Origin of the sequence: Brucella sp. NBRC 14130 (assembly GCF_040371715.1) — a bacterium.
GTDB classification, from domain to species: Bacteria; Pseudomonadota; Alphaproteobacteria; order Rhizobiales; family Rhizobiaceae; genus Brucella; species Brucella intermedia.
In genome coordinates, this window is record NZ_BAABTE010000008.1 from 43,833 (window position 1) to 67,247 (window position 23,415).

A 23,415-nucleotide genomic window follows, 5' to 3' on the forward strand; every position below is an offset into this window, starting at 1 on the left:
GCTCTATTCGATCCAGCCCATCGAACGCTGCACGGCCTTTTCCCACGACCGGAACAGGCGCGTGCTTTCCTCGACCGGCATTCGCGGGTGCCAGCGCTGGCCCACCTGCCAGTTTTCCACGATGTCCCGCGTCGATTTCCAATAGCCGACGGCAAGTCCCGCCGCATAGGCGGCGCCCAGCGCCGTGGTCTCGATGATTTTCGGGCGCACCACCGGCACGTCCAGAATGTCGGACTGGAACTGCATGAGCAGCTCGTTGACGGTCATGCCGCCATCGGCGCGCAACTCCGTGATCTCGACGCCGGAATCCTTCACCATCGCATCCAGCACTTCGCGCACCTGATAGGCGCTCGCCTCCAGCGCCGCGCGTGCGATGTGCCCCTTATTGGCGAAGCGTGTGAGGCCAGCGATGATGCCGCGCGCGGAATCCTGCCAGTGCGGCGCATAGAGGCCGGAGAAGGCCGGGACGAAATAGACGTCGCCATTGTCTTCTACGGTGCGTGCCAGCGTTTCGATGTCGCTGCTGTGCCTGATGATGCCGAGATTGTCGCGCAGCCATTGCACCAGAGCACCGGTGATCGCGATTGATCCTTCCAGCGCATAGACCGGCTTCGCGCCGTCCAGCTTGTAGGCAACCGTGGTCAGAAGGCCAAAATTGGAGGGCACCAGTTTCTCGCCGGTGTTCATCAGCATGAAGCACCCGGTGCCATAGGTGTTCTTGGCCTCGCCCGGTTCCAGACAGGCCTGGCCGAAGAGCGCTGCCTGCTGGTCACCCAGAATCCCCGCCAGCTTGACGCCGGAAAGCGAGGGTAGGGCGATCTCGCCATAGACCTCGCTCGAGGAGCGGATTTCCGGCAGACAGGAAGCAGGAATCTCGAATAGGCGGAGAATATCCGCGTCCCATTTCAGCGTTGAAAGATCCATCAGCTGGGTGCGGGAGGCGTTGGTCACATCGGTGATGTGAATGCCGCCATCGGTGCCGCCGGTGAGGTTCCAGACTAGCCATGTGTCGATGGTGCCGAAAAGCGCGTCGCCAGCTTCGGCCTTTTCACGGGCACCGGGAACGTGATCAAGTATCCAGCGCAGCTTGAGGCCGGAGAAATAGGTCGAGATCGGCAGGCCCGTCTTTTCGCGCAAGCGGTCCGCGCCGCCGACTTTCGTGTAACGGGCGACCAGCTCGTCCGTGCGCGTATCCATCCAGACGACCGCATTAAAGAGCGGCGCGCCGGTCTTCCGGTCCCAGAGCAGGGTGGTTTCGCGCTGGTTGGTAATGCCGACGGAAGCTATGTCGGCTGCCTTCAGGTTTGCCTTTTTCAGCGCGGCGGCAATGACGTGCTGCGTGTTGCGCCAGATTTCTACCGGATTGTGTTCGACCCAGCCCGCCTTCGGATAAATCTGCTCGTGTTCGCGCTGGTCGCTGGCGACGATATCGCCCTGCCGGTCGAAAATGATGAAACGCGAACTCGTGGTTCCCTGGTCGATGGAACCGATAAACTGCGTCATGGGGCGGGCTCCTCCGTTGATCCGGTCTATTCTGAAAACGAATTTAAACGAAACAATATGAAACTCAACGAAAACGAGACCCCGGAACGGTTGGTTTCGGGGCCTCGATAATTAATTTTTATAAGGGGTTAGAGCATTTCCAGCAAAAGTGCCAAGCGGTTTTGCGCGGCATGATGCGTAAAAGCTCTAATGCCGGAAATGGCGCATGCCGGTCATGACCATGGCGATGCCATGTTCGTCGGCAGCGGCGATCACCTCGTCGTCGCGCATGGAGCCGCCAGGCTGGATGACGGCAGTTGCGCCGGCCTGAACGGCTGACAGAAGACCGTCTGCAAACGGGAAGAACGCATCGGAAGCGACCACGCAGCCCTTGGTGAGCGGCTCTGCAAGACCGGCGGCTTCTGCTGCATCTTCCGCCTTGCGGGCTGCGATACGGGCTGAATCCACGCGGCTCATCTGGCCTGCGCCGATGCCGACCGTAGCGCCGTCCTTCACATAAACGATGGCGTTCGACTTCACGTGCTTGCCGACGCGGAAGGCGAATTTCAGATCGTTGAGTTCGGCTTCGGTCGGCGCACGCTTGGTGACGACCTTGAGATCGAGATCGTCCACCACGCCATTGTCGCGCGACTGGACCAGCAGGCCACCGGCAACGGTCTTGGCGGCAATGCCCTTGGCGCGTGGGTCCGGCAGGCCGCCGGTCACGAGCAGGCGGAGGTTCTTCTTGGCCGCCACGATGGCCTGTGCGCCTTCGGTGGCATCCGGGGCGATGATGACTTCGGTGAAGATTTTCACGATCTCTTCGGCGGCTTCCTCATCAAGCGTCTTGTTGAGCGCGACGATGCCGCCAAAAGCCGAAACCGGGTCGCAGGCGAGCGCCTTGAGATAGGCTTCCCTGATGGTGGAAGCTTCCGCCACGCCGCACGGATTGGCGTGCTTGATGATGGCGACGGCTGCGGTGCGGGCCGGATCGAATTCAGCCACCAGCTCGAAAGCCGCATCGGTGTCATTGATGTTGTTGTAGGAAAGCTGCTTGCCCTGAAGCTGGGTCGCAGTGGCGACGCCGGGGCGCTTTTCGCCGGTGAGATAGAAGCCGGCCGTCTGGTGTGGGTTTTCACCGTAACGCATGACGGAATGCAGCTTGCCTGCGACCGAACGATAGACCGGGGTTTCTTCCTCGATCGCTTCGGCAAACCAGTTGGAAATGGCCGCATCATAGGCAGCGGTGCGCGAAAAGGCCTTGGCTGCAAGCTTCTTGCGGAAGGCGAGCGGCAGGGAGCCTGCGTGCTTTTCCAGTTCGGCTACCACGTCGGCATAGTCGGCGGGGTCGACGACCGTTGCGACATAGGCATGGTTCTTGGCGGAAGCGCGGATCATCGCCGGGCCGCCAATGTCGATATTCTCGACGGTGGTGTCGTAGTCGCCGCCCTTGAAGCGGACTTCCTCGAACGGATAGAGATTGATGACGGCGAGATCAATGCCGCCAATGCCGTGTGCTTCCATGGCCGCGACGTGTTCCGGATCATTGCGCACGGCGAGCAGGCCGCCATGGACTGCCGGATGCAGCGTCTTGACGCGCCCGTCCATGATTTCCGGGAAGCCGGTCACTTCGGACACGTCCTTCACGGGAATGCCCTCGGCGGCAATCGACTTGGCGGTGCCGCCGGTCGAAAGGATTTCGACGCCCTGCGCGTGAAGCGCCTTGGCGAAATCGATCAGGCCGGTCTTGTCGGAAACGGAAAGGAGGGCGCGGCGCACCCGATGAAGATCGGGAGCGGGAATATGCTTGGAGCTGACAGCCATAGGGAGTTGGTCTCTTCGTTGCTGAAACGGATGCGTTCAGGAAAGTGGACGGCTCGCCCTAACACAGGCGCGCCGAGAATCCTACCGCAAAAGGCCGGAAATGAACGGTGAAGAGGTATTTCTTGCTCTGCATCGCTACCACGCCGTCTCGAAGGGGAGGAGCGGGAGAGCGAATTACACGTAACTGCCGAGCGCGACGCGGCTGAACTGCCAGTTCACTTCCGGCAATTCGGAAGCCGGGAAGGAGAGCACGATCTGCTTCGATGTCACAGGACCGCGGAAGCCTGCAAAGAAGATCGAATCTTCCAGCTGCGGCGCAACCTCGAAGCAGGAAAAGACCCAGGTGTCGTCGCGGTCAGCCGAAAGGACGATCAATCCGTTCTCATCGAAGGAAATATCGACCGAGGGATGCAGGTGGAAACGGACGGCAATATTGTCGCGTCCGTTTGATTTCAGCGGACGGCCATCGCCGCGATAGAAGCGGTCGGCACCCTGGATGACGCTGCCATTATGCGACAGCACGAGACGGCGTTCGTGATAAATGCCGAACAGGCGCGCATAGCCGTCATGGCTGGCGACAAAACCCTGCCTTCCCATCTCCTCGATCCGGTCACGCTGTACGCGCGTCGGGCCTGCAATAATCGGCGTGCCGATCATGTTGGAGAGGCCTGCATTCAGGCTGAAACGGCACGAGGACGTGTCATTGATGGTGGCGGTGGAATGCGCTGCCGTCGAACGGCCCAATGGACGAAATTCCGGCGGGCCGAAACGGTCGACGCCGGAATTGACGATATAGCGCTGGCGTCCGGAGGACATTTCAAAGGCGAGACAGCCGGCATGGGCGTCCCGCGATGCGGTGACGGGCGGCGGCAGTCCGGTATCGGCGATGATGGTGGTCGAACCCATGGAAAGCCGTTCATAGCCCGAATAGGGCGCGTGGGTCAGCGGCGATCCGGCAGTTTCATCGTGCCGCAGAACCGAAATGATGCGTTCCGGCATGGTGGGGCCGACGCCGTTGAAAAGCGCAAGGCTGCCATCCTGATGACGGAAGAAACGCAGGGCAGGCAGCATGCGCTCGACGGCTTCGATCAGCGCCTTGGGCGGGGATTCCGTGCCATTGGCATAGGTCTGGCGCAGCGGCAGAAGATCGGCCAGCAGCTCCAGAACCGTAACGGGATTGCGTGAAATATGCCCGCCATCGGGCAGGATCTGGCGCTTCAGCTCATATTCCAGATTGCGCCGCGCGGCACGGGCCGTCGGCGGCGAAACCGGCAGCGCCAGAGCGGCGAAAGCCAATGCGATGCGGGCGCGCAAGCGTTCCTCGCCATCATCCATGGCGGCAGCGACGGTGCGCAGATAACGCACCTGCATGGCGAGCGAGCGCATGAACTTGCGATAGGCGGGAAGTTCCGCGCCCGACAGAATGAGATTGGAATGCTGCAGCCAGGCAATGATGCGCTGGGCGGTGACTTCTGGCGACCAGGCAAGGCCGCCGATGCGCTTGCCGAACATGCGCATCCAGTCATCGACGAGCGCGCGCGCATTGGCGGTTGCCAGTTCGCTGTTGGCGCTTTTCAGATGGCGCAGCCAGCCGAAACTCTGAAGTGCCGCTTCCCACTCCGGCGTCGGCGGCTCGACGGCGAAAGGCGACAACCCGCCGGTCTCGACCAGTCGACCGGCGAGCGCAAAGCGGCCGTGGTAAAACTCCTGCGCCAGCTGCGGGTCGGCGACGCGCAGGTCGGGCGGGGCGATCAGGATACGGTCCGGGGTAAAGCCGGTGAAGCGCCAGCGATAAAGCGGCCCCATGCGCAGACGGCGGCTGAACTTGCGCCACGCCTGTGCAACGGCCAGTCCCCAAAGATGTGGGGTTTCGCTGAGGGCGACTGCCACCCGGTCTTTCTCCGTATTGTTTGTCATTCTGCTGCGGCCAGATCGAAAGCCGGTTTCCCTTGATACAATTGTACAGAAATGGTGAATCGAGCGTTAACCATAACGGGCATCCCGGCCCGTTATGGCAAATTATCCGACTTGTCTGCTTATATCCGGTCTCAGGCCCGACGCTTGAAGCGGGCGGCGAAGAAACCGTCCATTCCGGCCATCTGCGGATTGCCGTCAAAACGCTCCGGCGGCAGGTCTGCCGGCGTGGACCGCAAAAAGCCTTCCGCCGTTACCAGCCCCTCCAGACCGGAACAATCCTGCTCCGTGATGGGGAAAGGCTCCAGCAGCGGATTTTCCGCCGCCTTGCGCGCCATTTCCTCGCCTTCGAGCGGGTGCAGGGAACAGTTGGAAAAGACGATTACACCGCCGGGTTTGACCAGGGTGGCCGCATGCGCCAGAAGCTTGCCCTGAAGTTCGGCAAGCTTGGCAATATCCTGCGGCGTCTTGGTCCATGGCACGTCGGGATGACGGCGCACCGTACCGGTGGACGAGCAGGGCGCATCCAGAAGCACGGCATCGAACAGTTCGTCCGGCTGGAAATCCATAAGATTGGTCGCGACGGTCTTCGCCTCGAAACCGAGCCGTTCCAGATTGCCGCGCAGGCGCTTCAGCCGGTTTTCGGAAAGGTCGAGCGCGGTCACATCCGCACCCTGGAGCACAAGCTGCGCCGTCTTGCCGCCGGGGGCCGCGCAAAGGTCGGCAACCCGTTTGCCCTTGATGTCACCCATCAGGCGCGCAGGCAAACTCGCCGCCACATCCTGCACCCACCAGTCGCCTTCGGCAAAGCCGGGCAGATCGGTGAGATTGCCTTCGACCGTCTGCAGGCGCACCGAGCCGTTGGGAAGCGCCACGCCACCCAGCTTTTCGGCCCACGCTTCCGCGTCGCCCTTGACCGTGAAATCGATCGGCGGCTCATAGGCGTGCATGGCGAGAATGGCTGCTGCCTTTTCCGCGCCATAGGCCTCGGTAATGCTCCTTGCAAACCATTCCGGCACGTTCGTTTCAGGCTCAAGCGTGTGGGCGAGCGCGCGTTCCTTGTTGCGCGACAGCCTGCGCAGCAGCGCATTGACGAGACCGGCATATTTGCGGTTGCGCGGGTCGCTGTTCGCCGCTTCCACGGCCAGATCAACCGCCGAATGGTCGGGGAGGTCGAGATAGAAAATCTGGGCGATGGCGACATGCAGAAGATGTTTCAGCGCCACCGCATTTTCCGGCAATGGCCGGTCGAGCCGCTTGTTGATGGCGCGTTCGATGCTGCCGCGATTGCGCAGCGCAGAACCAAGAATGGCGCGAACCAGTGCGCGGTCGCGCGGCTCCAGCGCCAGATATTGCGGATGACCGTGGGTATTGTCGGTCAGGCCGTCGAGCGAAGTGTTCTTTTCGATCACCGCGCCGAGAAGGCGGGCCGCACACAAACGCGCCGCCAGACCGGGGCGCAGGTCTGCGGCGCTGTTGTTGGTTAGCGGCTTTTTGTTTCCGCGCTTCGGCGCAGGCTTTTTATCGTTCACGCTGTTCTGCTACTTTTTGTTTAAGCATGATCTTGTCCGAAAACCGGTTCCCACTTTTCGGGATCATGCTTTATGACCACGGCCCCCGATAACCGGAACCGCCATTGCTGTTACCGCCTGCATTACCCCATGGACCACTGCTTTGGGAAGGGGTCGCGGCACGAGGAGCCATTCCGGCGGAGCGGATGCCCATTTCGGCGGCCATCTGCTCAAGCGCTGCAATGCGATTATCAGTATCCGGGTGGGTCGAGAAAAGATTGTCGGCACCGCGTCCGCTCAACGGATTGATGATGAACATATGCGCGGTTGCCGGGTTGTGTTCGGCTTCCTCGTTCGGGATGACCTTGGCGCTGCGGGCGATTTTGCCCAGTGCCGAGGATAGCCACAGCGGATTGCCGCAGATTTCCGCGCCGCGCTTGTCGGCGGCATATTCGCGGGTGCGGCTGACGGCCATCTGCACGATCATTGCGGCAAAGGGCGCGACGATCATGGCGAGGATGGTGCCGACCACACCCATGATGCCGTTGCCGTTTTCACGGTTGCCGCCAAGGAAGAAGGCAAAATTGCCGAGCATGGATATGGCACCGGCAAGCGTTGCGACGATGGTCATGGTCAGCGTGTCGCGGTTCTGGACGTGGGCCAGCTCATGCGCCATCACGCCCGCCACTTCTTCGGGTGAAAGCCGGTTGAGAAGGCCGGTCGTCGCGGCAACGGCGGCATTTTCGGGATTGCGGCCCGTGGCGAAAGCGTTCGGCTGGTCCTCATGGATGATATAGACCTTCGGCATGGGAAGGCCCGCATTGGCGGCAAGGCCGCTCACCATACGGTAATAGTCCGGCGCGCTGCGCTCATCCACTTGCTGCGCATTGTACATGCGCAGCACCATTTTGTCGGAGTTCCAGTAACCGAACAGGTTCATGGCGACGGCGATCACAAGCGCGATCATCATGCCGCCCCCGCCGCCCAACAAATAGCCGATGCTCATGAACATGACCGTCATGAGTGCGATCAGCATGGCAGTTTTCGTCATATTCATCCGTGGCGGTCTCCAAAATCTGAAGCTGCGTGGCCCGCAAGGGTTTTGCAGCGGGTGCCTTTCTGCCTATATGATGGGTATGAACAGGCTTCGCTTCAATAATGGGAGCTGACGCAGCCAACAGGAATGTGACCGATGAGCGAGAAAACCGAAGCAACCGAAAGCCCGGAAAACGTGGACAAGCGCCCGTTTGACGATCTGCCGCCCGCTGCCCAGCGCGCACTGAAGGAAGCCGAGGCGCGCCGTGCCGCCGAAAAGGAAGCCCAGGCACCTCGCGAAATCGGCGGTCGCGGGGGTAAAGACCCCGCCCGTTATGGTGACTGGGAGATCAAGGGGCGGACGATCGACTTCTGAAAATTTGGGATATTGCCGCTCCTGCGGCCTGCAAATCGCGTTCTTCTGCGCTTTTGCCTGCATTCTCAGGCGGTGTTGTTAAATAGCATCGGCGCAACCGAGGCTCAGTACTGAAAAAGCCCCGCCAAAGCGGGGTTTGGCTCTAAATGATATGCCATTAGGATAAAAAATTTCGATTTTTGAATAGAAACTTTCTGAATTTCTGGAATTCAGGATTCCTGTGTGCTATATATAAAGCACGCTCGGGAGCCTGACATTCATAGGCGCTGAGGCTACGGCCTCACCCGGCGTCTTTTTTTATGGCCTTCTTAGGATCAAATGTACCGTTGGGGTGGTGGATCAACCCGTATCCCACAAACTTCCCGTCGCGATTTCTTATCTTTTTCTTCAATTGTGCGGCATACTCGCCGTCTCCCACCGCATAAGCACGATGGATTGCTCCTGCCACATAATCTGCAACTTGAATGCCAATGGACATGCATGAGTCTTGCAAGAAAAGCCCCTCTATCAAGCGGTCGTATTTAGAGATCGTTTTGCCATTTGATCCTACAAGAGTTTGGTGATGAGCGCGAAACAGGCGGTCGTTGTCGTGGCTCCTGTGGTCAGCTACAACGATTCCAAGATCTTTCTTTTCCTGAAGGAAGTACTGAAACCTTTCAGTAATCGGCTTGTAAGCGAAGTGATAAAGGTCCTGTTGTCCGTTTACGCTGTTGTATTGGAATGCTGCGTCAACATCAGTTATCGAAGCAATGATTGTAATTGGTGCTTTGCAAAGCAGCTGGTTGAACTGTCTGCTTAAGGCTTTCCTTTCCCCGGCATCCTTGCCAAGTAGTGGATTTCCTTTGTCGGAGTTATGTGGTGAAAAATATCGCCATTTTAACTCGCCGTGAATTTTGTTTTGAACACGAAAGCCGTGTACATTCTTGTGAAGAATTGGCCAGTCGGCGCAGTTTATAATCACCGCGCCTAATGTGAAGTATGGCTTGTTTAGGTTGGGTTTGGATGGCGCCGTACCGCTCTCGTCCACAAAGCAGAAATACATAAATTAGTCCTAGCAATGACTCGACAATTGATCATCACTTAAAGCTCTGGAGAAAAGCAAGCCTCCGCCACACCCATAATTGTGATTCCTGAGGAAGACCGCCAATGTGTCTTGGCGCAGGTAAAGAGGGGGCAATCAGCGCTCACTCCGTATCACCAAGATCGCTTGCATAACGTTGACCGCTTCGGGCATGTTGTTTGCGCGTGATTTCAATCCAAGCCATCGTGATCTCCAGCGTGGCTTCGTAAACCACATTGAATCACAACTAACAGAAATCACTCAACCCTTTTTCGGTCAGACTCTAGCCCCGGTTTCCCGGGGCTTTCTGTTACTTCTTGTTCTGCCGATTTTCGATCAGGTCGTCCACGACGCCCGGATCGGCCAGCGTCGAGGTATCGCCCAGTGCACCAAACTCGTCTTCGGCGATCTTGCGCAGGATGCGGCGCATGATCTTGCCCGAGCGGGTTTTTGGCAGGCCCGGCGAGAACTGGATCTTGTCCGGCGTGGCGATGGGACCGATTTCCTTGCGCACGTGCAGGGTCAGCTCCTTGCGCAGGGCGTCTTCATCCTGAACTGCTTCGCCGGTCATCAGCGTGACGTAGCAATAGATGCCCTGTCCCTTGATCGGATGCGGATAGCCAACGACAGCGGCTTCCGAAACCGAGTGATGCGAGACGAGCGCCGATTCGATTTCAGCCGTGCCGAGGCGGTGGCCGGAAATGTTGAGCACGTCGTCGACGCGGCCCGTAATCCAGTAGTAACCGTCCTCGTCGCGACGGCAGCCGTCACCGGTGAAGTACTTGCCCTTATAGGTCGAGAAGTAGGCTTCGACGAAGCGCTTGTGGTCGCCGTAAAGCGTGCGCATCTGGCCCGGCCAGGAGTCGATGATGCACAGATTGCCGTCTGCGGCGCCCTCGACAACAGCGCCCTCATTGTCCACCAGTTCCGGCTTGATGCCGAAGAACGGGCGCGTCGCAGAACCCGGCTTCAGGTCCGTTGCGCCGGGCAGCGGCGTGATGAGGATGCCGCCGGTTTCCGTCTGCCACCATGTATCGACAATCGGGGAGCGCTGGTCGCCAACCACGTTGTAATACCATTCCCAGGCTTCCGGATTGATCGGCTCGCCGACCGAACCGAGCAGGCGCAGTGATGAGCGCGACGAGCGGGTGACGAATTCATCACCTGCGCCCATCAGGGCGCGGATGGCGGTCGGCGCCGTGTAGAAAATGTTGACATGGTGCTTGTCGACGACTTCCCAGAAACGTCCCTGATCGGGGAAGTTGGGCACGCCCTCGAACATCAGTGTCGTCGCGCCATTGGCCAGCGGGCCATAGACGATATAGGAGTGGCCCGTCACCCAGCCCACATCCGCCGTGCACCAGTAGATGTCGCCGTCATGATAGTCGAAGACATATTGATGCGTCATCGATGCATAGACGAGATAGCCGCCGGTGGTGTGCAGCACGCCCTTCGGCTTGCCGGTGGAACCGGAGGTATAGAGGATGAAGAGCGGGTCTTCCGCATTCATCGGTTCCGGTTCACAGGTCGGCTCGACGCTCGCGACTTCTTGGTGGTACCAGAGATCGCGGCCCGGGCCCCAGCTCACCTTACCGCCGGTGCGGCGCACGGTGAGAACCTTGTTGACCATCACATACTGCTTGGCGGCAATGTCGATGGCGGTATCGGTGTTTTCCTTCAGCGGAACCGGCTTGCCGCCGCGCACGCCCTCATCGGCGGTGATGACGAAGGTGGATTCGCAGTCGACGATACGGCCGGCCAGCGCTTCCGGCGAGAAGCCGGCGAAGACGACCGAGTGCACCGCGCCGATGCGTGCGCAGGCCAGCATCGCATAGGCGGCTTCCGGGATCATCGGCAGGTAGATCGTGACGCGGTCGCCCTTCTTCACGCCGTGCTTCTTCAGCACATTCGCCAGACGGCAGACGTTTTCATAGAGTTCGCGATAGGTGATCTTCTTGTCGATATAGGGATTGTCGCCTTCCCAGATGATGGCGACCTCGTCGCCACGGCTCTTCAGGTGGCGGTCGATGCAGTTGTAGGAAACATTGGTGACGCCGTCCTCATACCATTTGATGGACACGTCACCGTTGAAATCGGTGTTCTTGACCTTGGTGAAGGGCTTGAACCAGTCGATGCGCCGTCCGTGCTTTGCCCAGAAGCCGTCCGGGTCGCTCACGCTTTCCTGATACCAGTCGAGATAGGTTGCGTTGTCGATGAGCGTGTTTCTCTTTGCCTCGGCAAGAACCGGGTAAAGCTTTTCCGACATGATGTCCTCCTTCAGCATTGTGCGAACCGGACAGACATGTCCCGCACGCATAATGCACCCAAAACTGCCCGGCACCTCCCGCCGGATGAGACGGCCTGCCGTGAATGGCGAGACCATCGGGTGCCCTGTCTACCTTCCATTGCGGGCAAGGTAAATTAGACAATCGGCGCGTCCATGATCCACAATGACGCATCGTTAGAAATGGCAACTGGCAGCACTCGCCGCCGACTGTTGCTAATATATTGTTTTTACAGTTTAAAAACCATTTGGAGTGATTATCTTCTAATCAGGAGCCATGCAATATGGCTCTTCACAAAAAGGGGAAATCGCCATGACGACGTCCGCTTTGAACGCGAAATCAGCCTTTGAACTGCAACTTGCCCGCTACGGCCTGACGACGGCGAAAGTCTTCTATCACCTGCCCGATCATCCGCATCTGCTGCAGCTTTTCGTCTGGCAGGATTATGACCTCGCGCCGGATTTTCCGGTGCTCAATCATTTCATCGAATTCTGGAATCGCGAGATCGACGGGCCGTTGCATTCGGTCAGCTACACGCATTTCCGGCTGCTTGGCCCTTCGGACTGGAGGAATGTGCAGGGCGAGATCGTCCTGCATTAGGAGCATTTCCAGAAAAAGTGTGATGCGGTTTTGCGCAGGATAATGCGACAAAACAAACAGTAGGGTCACAATTCAGGCGGGGTTGGCATAGCTCCGCCCACCGAAGATGGCCGAGCCGACACGCACTGACGTCGCGCCAAAGCCGATGGCGGTTTCATAATCGCCCGACATGCCCATGGAGAGTTTTTCAACGCCAGCCTCACGGGCAAGCTTTTCCAGAAGCGCGAAATGCGGGCCGGGATTTTCATCCGCAGGCGGGATGCACATCAGCCCTTCGATTGCGAGGCCATGTTCCTTGCGGCAGCGTTCGACGAAGGCGACCGCTTCCTTCGGGGTAATCCCGGCCTTTTGTTCTTCCAGCCCGGTATTCACCTGAACGTACAGCTTCGGCGTCTTGTTCTGCTTTTTGATCTCGGCGGCCAGGGCGGCGGCGATCTTCTCGCGGTCGACGGTTTCGATGACGTCGAAGAGAGCGACGGCATCGGCGGCCTTGTTGGATTGCAGAGGGCCGATGAGATGCAGTTCGATGCCGGAATAATCCCCGCGTAGCTGCGGCCATTTGCCTTGCGCTTCCTGCACGCGGTTTTCGCCGAAGACGCGCTGGCCCGCGTCGAGGGCCGGGCGGATCTCGTCGGCGTCGAAGGTTTTCGATACGGCCACGAGTGTCACAGAGCCCTTTTCGCGCCGTGCTTCCTTTTCGGCACTGGCGATTGCGGCCTTGACCGCGTTCAGGTTCGCTACGATATCCGACATGAAACTCTCGCTTTCAGGCTTTTCATCCGCAAAAGGTTGACGCTTTCGCCAATACGTGGTGAAGGTCGCCATTAAATATCGACTCTCCTTATTGCATCACCTTCGTGCGAGTAAATACGGTCATGGCAGCCGAACGTTATAATCCGCGCGTGGCGGAAGCTCATTGGCAGAAAGTCTGGGAAGAAGACCGGACTTTCGAAACCGACAATAGCGACAGCCGCGAGAAATATTATGTGCTCGAGATGTTCCCCTATCCGTCGGGGCGCATCCATATGGGCCATGTGCGCAACTATGCGATGGGTGATGTTGTCGCCCGTTACAAGCGCGCCAAGGGTTTCAACGTGCTCCATCCGATGGGATGGGATGCATTCGGCATGCCTGCGGAAAATGCTGCGATGCAGAACAAGGTTCATCCCAAGGAATGGACCTACCAGAACATCGCCACCATGCGCAGCCAGCTGAAATCGATGGGGCTTTCGCTCGACTGGGCGCGTGAATTCGCGACCTGCGACGTGGAATATTATCATCGCCAGCAGATGCTGTTCATCGACCTTTTTGAAAAGGGCCTGGTGACGCGCAAGACTTCCAAGGTCAACTGGGACCCGGTCGACAACACCGTGCTTGCCAACGAGCAGGTGGTGGACGGTCGCGGCTGGCGTTCGGGCGCGCTGGTCGAACAGCGCGAACTGACGCAATGGTTCTTCAAGATCACCGATTTCAGCGAGGAATTGCTGGCCGGTCTCGATACGCTCGACCAGTGGCCGGAAAAGGTTCGCCTGATGCAGCGCAACTGGATCGGCAAGTCGGAAGGCCTGCAGGTCCGTTTCGCGCTGGACGACAAGACCGCGCCGGAAGGTTTCTCGGAAATCGAAGTCTATACGACCCGCCCGGATACGCTGTTTGGTGCGGCATTCGTGGCGATTTCCGCCGATCACCCTCTGGCTAAGAAGCTGGCCGAAAACAATGCCCCGCTCACCGGCTTCATCGATGAATGCCATCACCAGGGCACATCGCTGGCGGCGCTAGAAACGGCCGAGAAGAAGGGCTTTGATACTGGCGTGAAGGTCAGGCATCCGTTCGACGAGAACTGGGAACTGCCGGTCTATGTCGCCAATTTCGTCCTGATGGAATATGGCACGGGCGCCGTTTTCGGCTGTCCGGCGCACGATCAGCGCGATCTGGATTTCGCCAACAAGTACGAATTGAAGGTCACGCCTGTCGTTCTGCCGAAGGGCGAGGATGCGGCAAGCTTCAGCATTGGCGAGACGGCCTATACCGACGATGGCGTGATGATCAATTCGCGCTTCCTCGACGGGCTTTCGCCGGAAGCCGCATTCAATGAAGTGGCGAACCGCCTCGAAAACACCACGCTCGGCAATCGTCCGCAGGCAAGCCGCAAGGTGCAGTTCCGCCTGCGCGACTGGGGCATTTCCCGCCAGCGCTATTGGGGCTGCCCGATCCCGATGATCCATTGCGAGGCTTGCGGCGTCAATCCGGTGCCGCGCGCCGATCTGCCGGTCAAGTTGCCGGATGATGTCGAGTTCGACCGTCCGGGCAATCCGCTCGACCGTCATGCGACCTGGCGTCATGTGAAGTGCCCGAAATGCGGCGGCGATGCCCGCCGCGAGACTGATACGATGGACACGTTCGTCGATTCGTCCTGGTACTATGCCCGCTTCACCGCGCCATGGGAAAACGAGCCCACGGATCGCGCGGTTGCCGACCGCTGGCTGCCCGTCGACCAGTATATCGGCGGCATCGAACACGCGATCCTGCATCTGCTCTATTCGCGGTTCTTCACCCGCGCGATGAAGGTCGCCGGTCATGTCGGCATCGACGAGCCGTTCAAGGGCCTGTTCACGCAGGGCATGGTCGTGCATGAAACCTACAAGGCCAATGGCCAGTGGGTGGCGCCAGCCGATATCCGGATCGAGGAAACCGACGGCAAGCGCGTGGCGAGCCTGCTCTCCACGGGCGAGCCGGTGGAAATTGGCTCCATCGAGAAGATGTCGAAGTCGAAGAAGAATGTCGTTGATCCGGATGACATCATCGCTTCCTACGGCGCCGATACGGCGCGCTGGTTCATGCTGTCTGATTCGCCGCCCGAGCGTGACGTAATCTGGACAGAGGCCGGTGCCGAAGGCGCTCACCGCTTCGTGCAGCGCGTCTGGCGTCTGATCTCCGAAGCTGCCGAACAGTTGAAGGACGTTGCGCCCAAGACCGGTACCGAGGGCGAAGCCCTTGTCGTTTCCAAGGCTGCGCACAAGGCGGTTAAGGCTGTCGGCGACGATATCGAGAAGCTCGCCTTTAACCGTGGCGTTGCCCGTCTTTACGAACTGGTCAACACGGTTGCAGGGCCGTTGCAGCAGGTTGCTTCGGGCAATGCGGATGACGCGTTGAAGGGCGCTGTCCGCGACGCCACGGAAAAGCTCATCCTGATGCTGGCGCCGATGATGCCGCATCTGGCTGAACAGTGCCTTGCAGCGCTGGGTGGCAAGGTTGCCGGTCGTGAAACGCTGGTCGCCCGCAGCGCCTGGCCGGTGTTCGATCCGGCATTGGTGGTGGAAAACGAGATCGTTCTGCCGGTGCAGATCAACGGCAAGAAGCGTGGGGATTTGACAATCGCACGCGACGCTGATCAAGCTAGCATCCAGCAGGCGGTGCTCGAACTTGACTTCGTCAAGGCTGCGCTCAACGGGGGCTCGCCGAAGAAGGTTATCGTGGTGCCGCAAAGGATCGTCAATGTCGTTGCCTGACCGCTTTTTCTCCGCAATCAAAGCTTTCCGCGTTGCGATTTTCGCACTCGGGGCCGCGGTTCTCATGGCTGGATGCACCGTGCAGCCGCTTTATTCCTCCGGCGCTGGCGCCGGTGGAACCATAGGCGGCAGCGTGACGCCGGACATGCGCACCAAGCTTGCTTCGGTGGCGATCGATCCGGCTGGCGACGTCTTCAGCCAGCAGGTCCGCAATCGCCTCATCTTCCTGCTCGGCGGCGGTGCCGGTGAGCCGGCCAGTCCGGTCTATCGGCTTCGCCTTGGCCTGAGCAGCTACACGCTGGCCGCGGTAAGCGTGGACATTGGCGACCAGACCGACCGTACCGGCCGTCCATCGTCCGGTATCGTCAAGGCGACGTCGAACTTCGTGCTGCGCGACAAGGACGGCAAGCCGCTTGCCGCAGGCACCCGCACGGTCGGCGCTTCCTTCGACCGTCCGCGCCAGGAATTTGCGAACCTGCGCGCCGAACGCGACGCGCGCAAGCGTGCCGCGGAAGAACTGGCCGAACAGGTCTTCCTCGCTCTTGCGCAGAAGTTGTCGAAGCTTTGATTGTTGCGATGGCGTGACATGACACAAGGCGGTACTCTCGGTGCCGCCTTTTGTTTTTTCGGGGGCATTGCTGTCCAGTATGAATTATTTCGCGGAGAATGCTCCAGGGAAGAATTATGCGGCTCGTTTCATTCTCCGCCAAAGGCTATCGCTCGCTGCGTTCCGTCCGTGTCGATCTCGGGCAGGTAGCGGTTTTTGTGGGTGAGAACGGGGCCGGAAAATCCAATCTCTATCGCGCCCTGCAACTGGTGAAGGCGGCCGCCGAGGGCAATTTCTCAACGGAAATCGTGCGTGAGGGCGGGATGCAATCGGCCATGTGGGGCGGAAACCGCCGCAAGCACGAACCGGCGCGCATCATTCTGGAAGCCCATTTCGAAGATGAAAGACTGGCATCGCGTCTTGCCTATAGCGTCGAGGCGGGACTGCCGCCGCCGGTTTCGGGCGCCTTTCCCTTCGAGCCGCAGATCAAGGAAGAAAGTCTCAGCCTTGATACGGGGCGCCGTCCTGTCGACCTGATGGACCGGCGCGGACCGGTTGTCTTCGCGCGGGACGGGGAAGGGCGGCGCATGGAACATCCCGCACGCTTGCTGACTTCTGAAAGCGGGCTGGCGGTGCTGGGGCAATCCGGCCATTATCCCGAGATCGGCGATTTGGCCGCGCAGATGCGAAGCTGGCGCTTTTATCATGGCTTTCGAAGTGACCGCGATGCACCGGCGCGTCAGCCCTCCATCGCCGCTACCGCTGCCATGCTGGACGAGGAAGGCGGAAATCTTGCCTCGGTCTTCGCGACGCTGGCCCATATCCGGCAGGATACGGTCGATCTGGACCGGCTGGTGGCCGATGCGCTGGATGGTGCGGCGCTGGATATTCCCTTTCCGGGTGAGACGGCGACGTTCGGCCTGAATTTTCCGGCCTTTCCGCATCGCGTGTTCCGGGCCGGAGAATTGTCCGACGGGCAGATCCGCATGCTGGCGCTTGCCGGTGCGCTGCTTTCCTATCGCCTGCCGCCGCTGATCGCGCTCAACGAGCCGGAGGCGAGCCTGCATCCCGATATGCTTCCCTCGCTTGCCCGCATGATTGCCCAGGCATCGGAGCGCAGCCAGATATGGGTGGTGACGCATTCCGCCACACTTGCAAGCGCCATTGCAGAACAATGCGGCGCGCGGCCGATCCGGGTGAGCAAGCAAGACGGAGAAACCGTGCTGGAATAAAAAAGCGGGCCGATGGCCCGCCTTTCATGCGTCTGGCAAGGTCGCCGATCAGGCGATCTTCTGGCCGGTTTTCGCCCAATCGGCGAGGAAGGTTTCGAGGCCCTTGTCGGTCAGCGGATGCTTGACCAGTGCCTTGAGCGTTGCCGGCGGTGCGGTCACGACATCGGCGCCGATGAGGGCTGCTTCCTTGACGTGATTGACGGTACGAACCGAAGCGGCAAGAATTTCGGTGCGGAAATCGTAATTGTCATAAATCGTGCGGATTTCGGCAATCAGTTCCATGCCGTTGATGCCGGTATCGTCGAGGCGGCCAATGAACGGCGAAATGAAGGTCGCGCCGGCCTTTGCCGCCAGAAGCGCCTGATTGGCCGAGAAGCAAAGCGTCATGTTGACCTTGTGACCTTCGGAAGACAGGGCCTTGCAGGCTTTCAGCCCGTCCAGGGTTACAGGCAGCTTGATGCAGATATTGTCGGCGATCTTGGAGATGACGGCTGCTTCCTTCATCATCTGCTCATATTCCGTCGCGGCAACCTCGGCGGAAACCGGGCCCTTGACGATGTTGCAGATTTCCTTGGTCACTTCGATAATGTCCCGACCCGACTTCAGGATGAGGGACGGGTTGGTGGTCACGCCATCGACCAGCCCAAGGTCATTGAGCTCGCGGATTTCCTTGACGTCCGCAGTGTCCACGAAAAACTTCATAACAGCGTTCCTCCATAATGAGCGCGGGTGGATTTGAGGAATTTAAAACCATTTAATTCCCGGAAGGTGGCTTTTCTTTAGCGCAAAGCCGCGCCAAGGTCACGCGATCATGTCGAAAGATTCGCACGATATTGCAAACCCGATTTCTGGTCTGTTTCCGGAGCTCGCGCCACGGGTGGTTCCCGTGCTCGTGCCCATGCCCGCGGAGCGGCCTTACTCATATATGGTTCCGGCGGGTATGAACGTCCAGCCCGGATCGATCGTGCGCGTGCCGCTTGGACCGCGTGAGGTGGCGGGGATCGTCTGCGAGGGTGAAACCGATGCGGTCGATGCCAGAAAATTGCGGGAAATTTCCGAGGTCTTCGATTGTCCGCCGGTGGGCGCCGACATGCTGCGCTTCATGCGCTGGGCAGCGGACTATACGCTGTCGCCGCCCGGCATGGTGGCGCGCATGGTCCTGCGCGTGCCTGCCGCATTCGATCCCGAGCCATCGGTGCCGGGCCTTCGTTATTCCGGCGGTGAGCCGGAGCGCATGACCGACGCCCGGTCGCGGGTGATGGAGCTCGCCCGCGACGGGCTTGCCTGGACCAGATCCGGCCTTGCCCATGCGGCGGGTGTCTCGATGACGGTCGTGGATGGGCTGAAGGCGCAAGGCGTTTTCGAGGAAGTCATGCTGCCGCCGCCAGCCGTGGTGGCAAGGCCGGATATCGACTACGCGCGCGCCACGCTTTCGGAAGACCAGCAGGCGGCGGCTGAAATGCTGTCGGAAGCGGTTGAAGCAGGCGGTTTCTCTGTTTCGCTTCTCGACGGCGTGACCGGTTCGGGCAAAACGGAAGTTTATTTCGAAGCGGTCGCCAAGGCGATCGAGCAGGGCAGGCAGGTGCTGATTCTCCTGCCCGAAATCGCGCTGACCCAGCAGTTTCTCGACCGTTTCCATGACCGGTTCGGGGCAAAGCCCGCCGAATGGCATTCCGACCTTGCGCCGCGCACCCGCGAACGCGTCTGGCGGCAGATTGCCGAGGGTACGGTGCGGGTGGTGGCGGGGGCACGGTCGGCGCTTTTCCTGCCCTTCAAGGAACTGGGGCTGATCGTCGTCGATGAAGAACATGATCCAGCCTACAAGCAGGAAGACCGGGTTTTCTACAATGCCCGCGACATGGCGGTGGTGCGCGGCCATATCAGCGGCTTTCCGGTGGTGCTGGCATCGGCCACGCCCTCCATCGAAAGCCAGGTCAATGCGGAGCAGGGGCGCTACAGGCGAATCAAGCTCTGCGGGCGCTATGCGGAAGCGGCGCTGCCCGACCTGAAGACCATCGACATGCGGCGTTCTCCGCCGCCGCCGGGCCGGTTTCTGTCGCCCGCACTGACCGAAGCTGTCGGCAAGACGGTGGAGCGCGGCGAACAGGCGCTTTTGTTCCTCAACCGGCGCGGCTATGCGCCCCTGACGCTGTGCCGGGTCTGCGGCCACCGCTTCCAGTGCCCGCAATGTTCGAGCTGGCTGGTGGAGCACCGCTTTCGCGGGCAGCTCATGTGTCACCAGTGCGGTTATCACGAGCCGGTTCCGCAGGCCTGTCCCGAATGCGGTACGCTGGATCATCTGGTCGCCTGCGGTCCCGGCGTGGAACGCATTGCCGAGGAAGTGGCGGCGACCTTCGACAAGGCGCGAATCATCGTTCTTTCGTCTGATATGGCGGGGGGCGTGAAGCGGCTGCGGCTAGAACTCGATGCTATCGCAAAAGGCGAGGCGGATATCGTGATCGGCACCCAGCTTGTCGCCAAGGGGCACAATTTTCCCAACATGACGCTGGTAGGGGTGGTGGACGCCGATCTGGGGCTCGCCAATGGCGATCCGCGCGCCGCCGAGCGCACCTTCCAGCTGCTCAATCAGGTGACGGGCCGCGCCGGGCGAACCGGGCGCAAGAGCCTCGGCCTTCTCCAGACCTATCAGCCTGACCACCCGGTGATGCGGGCCATAGTCAGCGGCGACGCGGAGGCGTTCTACGCCCGCGAAATCGAGGAACGCGAGCGCAGCGCGCTGCCGCCCTACGGACGGCTTGCGGCGCTGATCATTTCCGCCGACAATCGGCCCGACGCCGAAAACCATGCGCGGGCGCTGCGCCGCGCCGCACCTTCCTCCCCGGAGGTTTCAGTGCTTGGGCCGGCCGAAGCGCCGCTTGCGCTGGTGCGCGGAAGGCATCGTTTCCGCATTCTGGTGCACGGGACAAAACGCGCCGATATTCAAGGATTTATCCGTGCCTTGCTCGCCAACGGGCCGAAGGAAAAAGGCTCGATCAGGGTGCAGGTGGATATCGATCCGCAAAGCTTCCTGTAGAGCGCATCGCGAAAAGTGGGAACCGGTTCTCGAGTAGGATGCGCGATAAACAAGCAGATAGAGCATTTCCAACGATTCATGAAAAACAGGATATGCTCTGGGGCAGCATCCGAACAGCCTGCACAGGATGGAACGTGACGCCAAATTCCGTTATATGGCCTGAAACGACGAGGGTGCCGAAAGGGGAAATGCGATGGAATTCTATCTTCCTGCCACGACCGGAGAATGGCTCGCCTGGGGCTCTGCGGCCCTGACGGCGCTGGCCGGTCTTGTCATGCTTTTTGCGCCCGGCATAACCATGAAACTGCTGCGGCTTCAGCCGATCAATGGCCGTCCCGAAGGTTACGGTTCCATCCGCGCGACGCTCGCCGGTCCTTATCTTGGCGTGGGGCTCGGATGCCTCATCTTCGCGCAGCCTTTTCTCTGGGTCGTTCTGGGCGCCGTGTGGGGATTCGCTCTGTTCGGACGCTTCATTTCGATGATGTCGGATGCGGGCGGGCGCAGGGGCGGACCGACCGGCGGGCGCTTCTATGACAGCCTGGCGGCACTGGTCGAATTCGTGCTGGCCGCCGGTCCGCTGCTCTACGCATTCGGCTTCATTTCCTGAGCGGAACCGGACGGGTTTTGCACGTCAGGCGTGCAGGCTGTGTGAGTGAAGAGTGCATCGCCCAAGCAGATGCGACTTTTTTGACCGCGAAAGGCGGCAAATCTTACACAAAAGTGCCGGATTCGCGTGTTGCGAGTCCTGTTCGTCTATGCTAGACGGCAATCACATTTCGGTGTTGATGTGCTCGCGCGTCAGTGGTTTTCCGGAAACATTCAATAAAATCATCGGCTTGGCGTCCTGAGCAAGATTGGACCCCAAAAGGATGGTTTCAACGTAGAGAGCAGGTTGTTCGTGGCTGAAACGTCTTCGCTCATTTCAGGTGTCGCACAGCGTTACGCCGGATCTCTTTTCGAGCTCGCGCTCGACGCGAAATCCGTTGCAGCTGTGGAAAAAGATCTTGACCGTTTCGAGGCGCTTCTGAGCGGAAGCGAAGACCTCAAGCGACTGATCTCCAGTCCGGTATTTTCCTCGGAAGATCAGCTTCACGCCATCGGCGCTCTCGCCGACAAGGCGGGCATCAAGGGTCTGGTCGGAAATTTCCTGCGCGTCGTCGCGCGGAACCGCCGTCTTTTCGCCCTGCCGGGCATCATCGCCGCTTTCCGCAAGATTGCTGCCGAGCATCGTGGCGAAATCTCCGCCGATGTCGTCTCCGCGCACGAATTGAGCGCGGCGCAGCAGAACGAATTGAAGGCAACGCTGAAGGGCGTGGCCGGCAAGGACGTGACGATCAATGTCACCGTCGATCCGTCGATCCTCGGCGGTCTTATCGTCAAGATGGGTTCGCGTCAGATCGACACGTCCCTTCGCACTAAACTTTCTTCTCTCAAGCTTGCACTGAAAGAGGTCGGCTGATGGACATCCGCGCCGCGGAAATTTCCGCTATCCTGAAAGAGCAAATCAAGAACTTCGGCAAGGAGGCTGAGGTCTCCGAGGTCGGTCAGGTTCTGTCCGTTGGCGACGGTATCGCCCGCGTCTATGGTCTGGACAATGTTCAGGCCGGTGAAATGGTCGAATTCCCCGGTGGCATTCGCGGCATGGCGCTGAACCTTGAAAGCGACAATGTCGGCGTCGTTATCTTCGGTGCCGACCGCGACATCAAGGAAGGCGACGTCGTCAAGCGTACCGGCGCAATCGTTGACGTTCCGGTTGGTCCGGAACTGCTCGGTCGCGTTGTCGATGCTCTCGGCAACCCGATCGACGGCAAGGGTCCGATCAAGGCCAAGGAACGCCGCCGCGTCGACGTCAAGGCGCCTGGCATCATCCCGCGCAAGTCGGTTCACGAGCCGATGTCGACGGGTCTCAAGGCCATCGACGCCCTGATCCCGGTTGGCCGCGGCCAGCGCGAGCTGGTCATCGGTGACCGTCAGACCGGCAAGACCGCCATCATCCTCGACACCTTCCTGAACCAGAAGCCGATCCACGACAACGGCCCGGACAAGGACAAGCTGTACTGCGTCTACGTCGCCGTCGGCCAGAAGCGTTCGACCGTTGCCCAGTTCGTCAAGGTTCTCGAAGAGCGCGGCGCTCTGGAATATTCGATCGTTATCGCGGCTACCGCTTCCGATCCGGCTCCGATGCAGTATCTCGCACCGTTCGCGGGCTGCGCGATGGGCGAATATTTCCGTGACAACGGCCAGCACGCCCTCATTGGCTATGACGATCTGTCCAAGCAGGCCGTTGCTTATCGTCAGATGTCGCTTCTGCTGCGTCGTCCTCCGGGCCGCGAAGCTTATCCGGGCGACGTTTTCTACCTGCACTCCCGTCTTCTCGAACGCGCTGCAAAGCTCAACGACGAAAACGGCGCTGGCTCGCTGACGGCTCTGCCGGTCATCGAAACGCAGGGCAACGACGTTTCTGCCTTCATTCCGACCAACGTGATCTCGATCACCGACGGCCAGATCTTCCTCGAAACCAACCTGTTCTATCAGGGTATCCGTCCGGCTGTTAACGTCGGTCTGTCGGTTTCGCGTGTTGGTTCCTCGGCCCAGATCAAGGCCATGAAGCAGGTTGCCGGTTCGATCAAGGGCGAGCTCGCCCAGTATCGTGAAATGGCTGCCTTCGCACAGTTCGGTTCCGACCTTGACGCTGCAACGCAGCGCCTTCTGAACCGCGGTGCGCGCCTGACCGAACTCCTGAAGCAGCCGCAGTTCTCGCCGCTGAAGACGGAAGAGCAGGTTGCCGTGATTTTCGCCGGTGTTAACGGCTATCTCGACAAGCTTGCCGTCAGCCAGGTTGGCAAGTTCGAAGAAGGTCTTCTCGCTTCGCTGCGCACCGAGCACAAGGATGTGCTCGATGGCATCCGCAACGAGAAAGCCATTACCGATGACCTCAAGGCCAAGCTCAAGGCAGCGATCGACGCTTTCGCCAAGTCCTTTGCCTGAAACTTGTGACGGGATGAA

The 23,415-nt window shown here is 59.9% G+C and carries 18 protein-coding genes; 9 read left to right on the plus strand and 9 right to left on the minus strand.

From position 1 onward, the window contains the following. Positions 1–3: 3 nt before the first annotated feature. The 5 genes from glpK to htpX form a co-directional block, all read right to left on the minus strand. A complete protein-coding gene (gene glpK / locus ABWW28_RS17515) occupies positions 4–1,503 on the minus strand; it encodes a glycerol kinase GlpK (protein ID WP_021588079.1) in 1,500 nt (499 codons plus the stop codon). Between the two features lie 186 nt (positions 1,504–1,689). After that, positions 1,690–3,306 carry a bifunctional phosphoribosylaminoimidazolecarboxamide formyltransferase/IMP cyclohydrolase gene (purH, locus tag ABWW28_RS17520; protein WP_021588078.1) on the minus strand — a complete coding sequence of 539 codons (1,617 nt, stop codon included), beginning with the start codon at positions 3,304–3,306 and terminating at the stop codon, positions 1,690–1,692. Positions 3,307–3,480: 174 nt separating this feature from the next. After that, positions 3,481–5,223 (minus strand): heparinase II/III family protein, encoded by a 1,743-nt coding sequence (locus ABWW28_RS17525; protein ID WP_021588077.1) that lies wholly within the window; start codon positions 5,221–5,223, stop codon positions 3,481–3,483. Between the two features lie 131 nt (positions 5,224–5,354). Beyond that, positions 5,355–6,752 (minus strand): RsmB/NOP family class I SAM-dependent RNA methyltransferase, encoded by a 1,398-nt coding sequence (locus ABWW28_RS17530; protein ID WP_021588076.1) that lies wholly within the window; start codon positions 6,750–6,752, stop codon positions 5,355–5,357. Positions 6,753–6,822: 70 nt separating this feature from the next. After that, positions 6,823–7,788, minus strand: coding sequence for a zinc metalloprotease HtpX (gene htpX / locus ABWW28_RS17535; protein ID WP_021588075.1), 966 nt, complete (start codon positions 7,786–7,788; stop codon positions 6,823–6,825). A 135-nt stretch (positions 7,789–7,923) separates the two neighbouring features. Between htpX and ABWW28_RS17540 the strand changes: the two genes are divergently transcribed. Beyond that, the gene (locus ABWW28_RS17540; RefSeq protein ID WP_021588074.1) at positions 7,924–8,142 is read left to right on the plus strand and encodes a DUF1674 domain-containing protein; all 219 of its coding nucleotides are present in this window, start codon (positions 7,924–7,926) and stop codon (positions 8,140–8,142) included. Positions 8,143–8,422: 280 nt separating this feature from the next. On the opposite strand, the gene ABWW28_RS17545 is transcribed toward ABWW28_RS17540, so the two are convergent. Together ABWW28_RS17545 and acs are read right to left on the minus strand one after the other, a co-directional pair. Further along, a complete protein-coding gene (locus ABWW28_RS17545; RefSeq protein WP_021588073.1) occupies positions 8,423–9,184 on the minus strand; it encodes a DUF3800 domain-containing protein in 762 nt (253 codons plus the stop codon). Between the two features lie 328 nt (positions 9,185–9,512). Then, complete coding sequence (acs, locus tag ABWW28_RS17550) at positions 9,513–11,468, minus strand: acetate--CoA ligase (protein ID WP_031347294.1); 1,956 nt, start codon at positions 11,466–11,468, stop codon at positions 9,513–9,515. Positions 11,469–11,799: 331 nt separating this feature from the next. Here acs and ABWW28_RS17555 point away from each other — a divergent pair, with 331 nt between their 5' ends. Next, positions 11,800–12,087, plus strand: coding sequence for an usg protein (locus tag ABWW28_RS17555; RefSeq protein ID WP_353391618.1), 288 nt, complete (start codon positions 11,800–11,802; stop codon positions 12,085–12,087). A gap of 72 nt (positions 12,088–12,159) precedes the next feature. On the opposite strand, the gene ABWW28_RS17560 is transcribed toward ABWW28_RS17555, so the two are convergent. Then, positions 12,160–12,840 carry a YggS family pyridoxal phosphate-dependent enzyme gene (locus tag ABWW28_RS17560; RefSeq protein ID WP_031347292.1) on the minus strand — a complete coding sequence of 227 codons (681 nt, stop codon included), beginning with the start codon at positions 12,838–12,840 and terminating at the stop codon, positions 12,160–12,162. A gap of 122 nt (positions 12,841–12,962) precedes the next feature. Here ABWW28_RS17560 and leuS point away from each other — a divergent pair, with 122 nt between their 5' ends. The 3 genes from leuS to ABWW28_RS17575 all read left to right on the plus strand — a co-directional run bounded on the left by leuS (position 12,963) and on the right by ABWW28_RS17575 (position 17,375). Continuing rightward, positions 12,963–15,596 carry a leucine--tRNA ligase gene (gene leuS, locus ABWW28_RS17565; RefSeq protein WP_025090890.1) on the plus strand — a complete coding sequence of 878 codons (2,634 nt, stop codon included), beginning with the start codon at positions 12,963–12,965 and terminating at the stop codon, positions 15,594–15,596. Further along, entirely contained in the window at positions 15,583–16,164 is a 582-nt protein-coding gene (lptE, locus tag ABWW28_RS17570) for an LPS assembly lipoprotein LptE (protein ID WP_021588068.1), read from the plus strand. The genes leuS and lptE overlap by 14 nt, the downstream gene beginning before the upstream one ends. Before the next feature lie 116 nt (positions 16,165–16,280). Beyond that, positions 16,281–17,375, plus strand: a complete 1,095-nt coding sequence (locus ABWW28_RS17575) for an AAA family ATPase (RefSeq protein ID WP_021588067.1) — start codon at positions 16,281–16,283, stop codon at positions 17,373–17,375. A gap of 48 nt (positions 17,376–17,423) precedes the next feature. Here the strand turns inward: ABWW28_RS17575 and fsa are convergent, their stop codons facing one another. After that, positions 17,424–18,077, minus strand: a complete 654-nt coding sequence (fsa, locus tag ABWW28_RS17580) for a fructose-6-phosphate aldolase (RefSeq protein WP_006467816.1) — start codon at positions 18,075–18,077, stop codon at positions 17,424–17,426. Between the two features lie 109 nt (positions 18,078–18,186). Here fsa and ABWW28_RS17585 point away from each other — a divergent pair, with 109 nt between their 5' ends. The 4 genes from ABWW28_RS17585 to atpA all read left to right on the plus strand — a co-directional run bounded on the left by ABWW28_RS17585 (position 18,187) and on the right by atpA (position 23,397). Further along, positions 18,187–20,409 (plus strand): primosomal protein N', encoded by a 2,223-nt coding sequence (locus ABWW28_RS17585; RefSeq protein WP_021588066.1) that lies wholly within the window; start codon positions 18,187–18,189, stop codon positions 20,407–20,409. A 193-nt stretch (positions 20,410–20,602) separates the two neighbouring features. Then, positions 20,603–21,016, plus strand: a complete 414-nt coding sequence (locus ABWW28_RS17590) for an AGROH133_08824 family phage infection protein (RefSeq protein WP_021588065.1) — start codon at positions 20,603–20,605, stop codon at positions 21,014–21,016. 291 nt (positions 21,017–21,307) lie between these two features. After that, positions 21,308–21,868, plus strand: coding sequence for a F0F1 ATP synthase subunit delta (locus ABWW28_RS17595; protein ID WP_031347290.1), 561 nt, complete (start codon positions 21,308–21,310; stop codon positions 21,866–21,868). Further along, positions 21,868–23,397, plus strand: a complete 1,530-nt coding sequence (atpA, locus tag ABWW28_RS17600) for a F0F1 ATP synthase subunit alpha (protein WP_006467811.1) — start codon at positions 21,868–21,870, stop codon at positions 23,395–23,397. The genes ABWW28_RS17595 and atpA overlap by 1 nt, the downstream gene beginning before the upstream one ends. The last annotated feature ends 18 nt before the right edge of the window (positions 23,398–23,415 follow it).

Coding starts and splice junctions, on each gene's coding strand:
- ABWW28_RS17555 (WP_353391618.1), top strand. CDS start 11,800: ATGACGACGTCCGCTTTGAACGCGAAATCAGCCTTTGAACTGCAACTT.
- glpK (WP_021588079.1), bottom strand. CDS start 1,503: ATGACGCAGTTTATCGGTTCCATCGACCAGGGAACCACGAGTTCGCGT.
- htpX (WP_021588075.1), bottom strand. CDS start 7,788: ATGAATATGACGAAAACTGCCATGCTGATCGCACTCATGACGGTCATG.
- ABWW28_RS17585 (WP_021588066.1), top strand. CDS start 18,187: ATGTCGAAAGATTCGCACGATATTGCAAACCCGATTTCTGGTCTGTTT.
- purH (WP_021588078.1), bottom strand. CDS start 3,306: ATGGCTGTCAGCTCCAAGCATATTCCCGCTCCCGATCTTCATCGGGTG.
- ABWW28_RS17540 (WP_021588074.1), top strand. CDS start 7,924: ATGAGCGAGAAAACCGAAGCAACCGAAAGCCCGGAAAACGTGGACAAG.
- atpA (WP_006467811.1), top strand. CDS start 21,868: ATGGACATCCGCGCCGCGGAAATTTCCGCTATCCTGAAAGAGCAAATC.
- ABWW28_RS17590 (WP_021588065.1), top strand. CDS start 20,603: ATGGAATTCTATCTTCCTGCCACGACCGGAGAATGGCTCGCCTGGGGC.
- ABWW28_RS17545 (WP_021588073.1), bottom strand. CDS start 9,184: ATGTATTTCTGCTTTGTGGACGAGAGCGGTACGGCGCCATCCAAACCC.
- ABWW28_RS17525 (WP_021588077.1), bottom strand. CDS start 5,223: ATGACAAACAATACGGAGAAAGACCGGGTGGCAGTCGCCCTCAGCGAA.
- leuS (WP_025090890.1), top strand. CDS start 12,963: ATGGCAGCCGAACGTTATAATCCGCGCGTGGCGGAAGCTCATTGGCAG.
- ABWW28_RS17560 (WP_031347292.1), bottom strand. CDS start 12,840: ATGTCGGATATCGTAGCGAACCTGAACGCGGTCAAGGCCGCAATCGCC.
- acs (WP_031347294.1), bottom strand. CDS start 11,468: ATGTCGGAAAAGCTTTACCCGGTTCTTGCCGAGGCAAAGAGAAACACG.
- lptE (WP_021588068.1), top strand. CDS start 15,583: ATGTCGTTGCCTGACCGCTTTTTCTCCGCAATCAAAGCTTTCCGCGTT.
- fsa (WP_006467816.1), bottom strand. CDS start 18,077: ATGAAGTTTTTCGTGGACACTGCGGACGTCAAGGAAATCCGCGAGCTC.
- ABWW28_RS17575 (WP_021588067.1), top strand. CDS start 16,281: ATGCGGCTCGTTTCATTCTCCGCCAAAGGCTATCGCTCGCTGCGTTCC.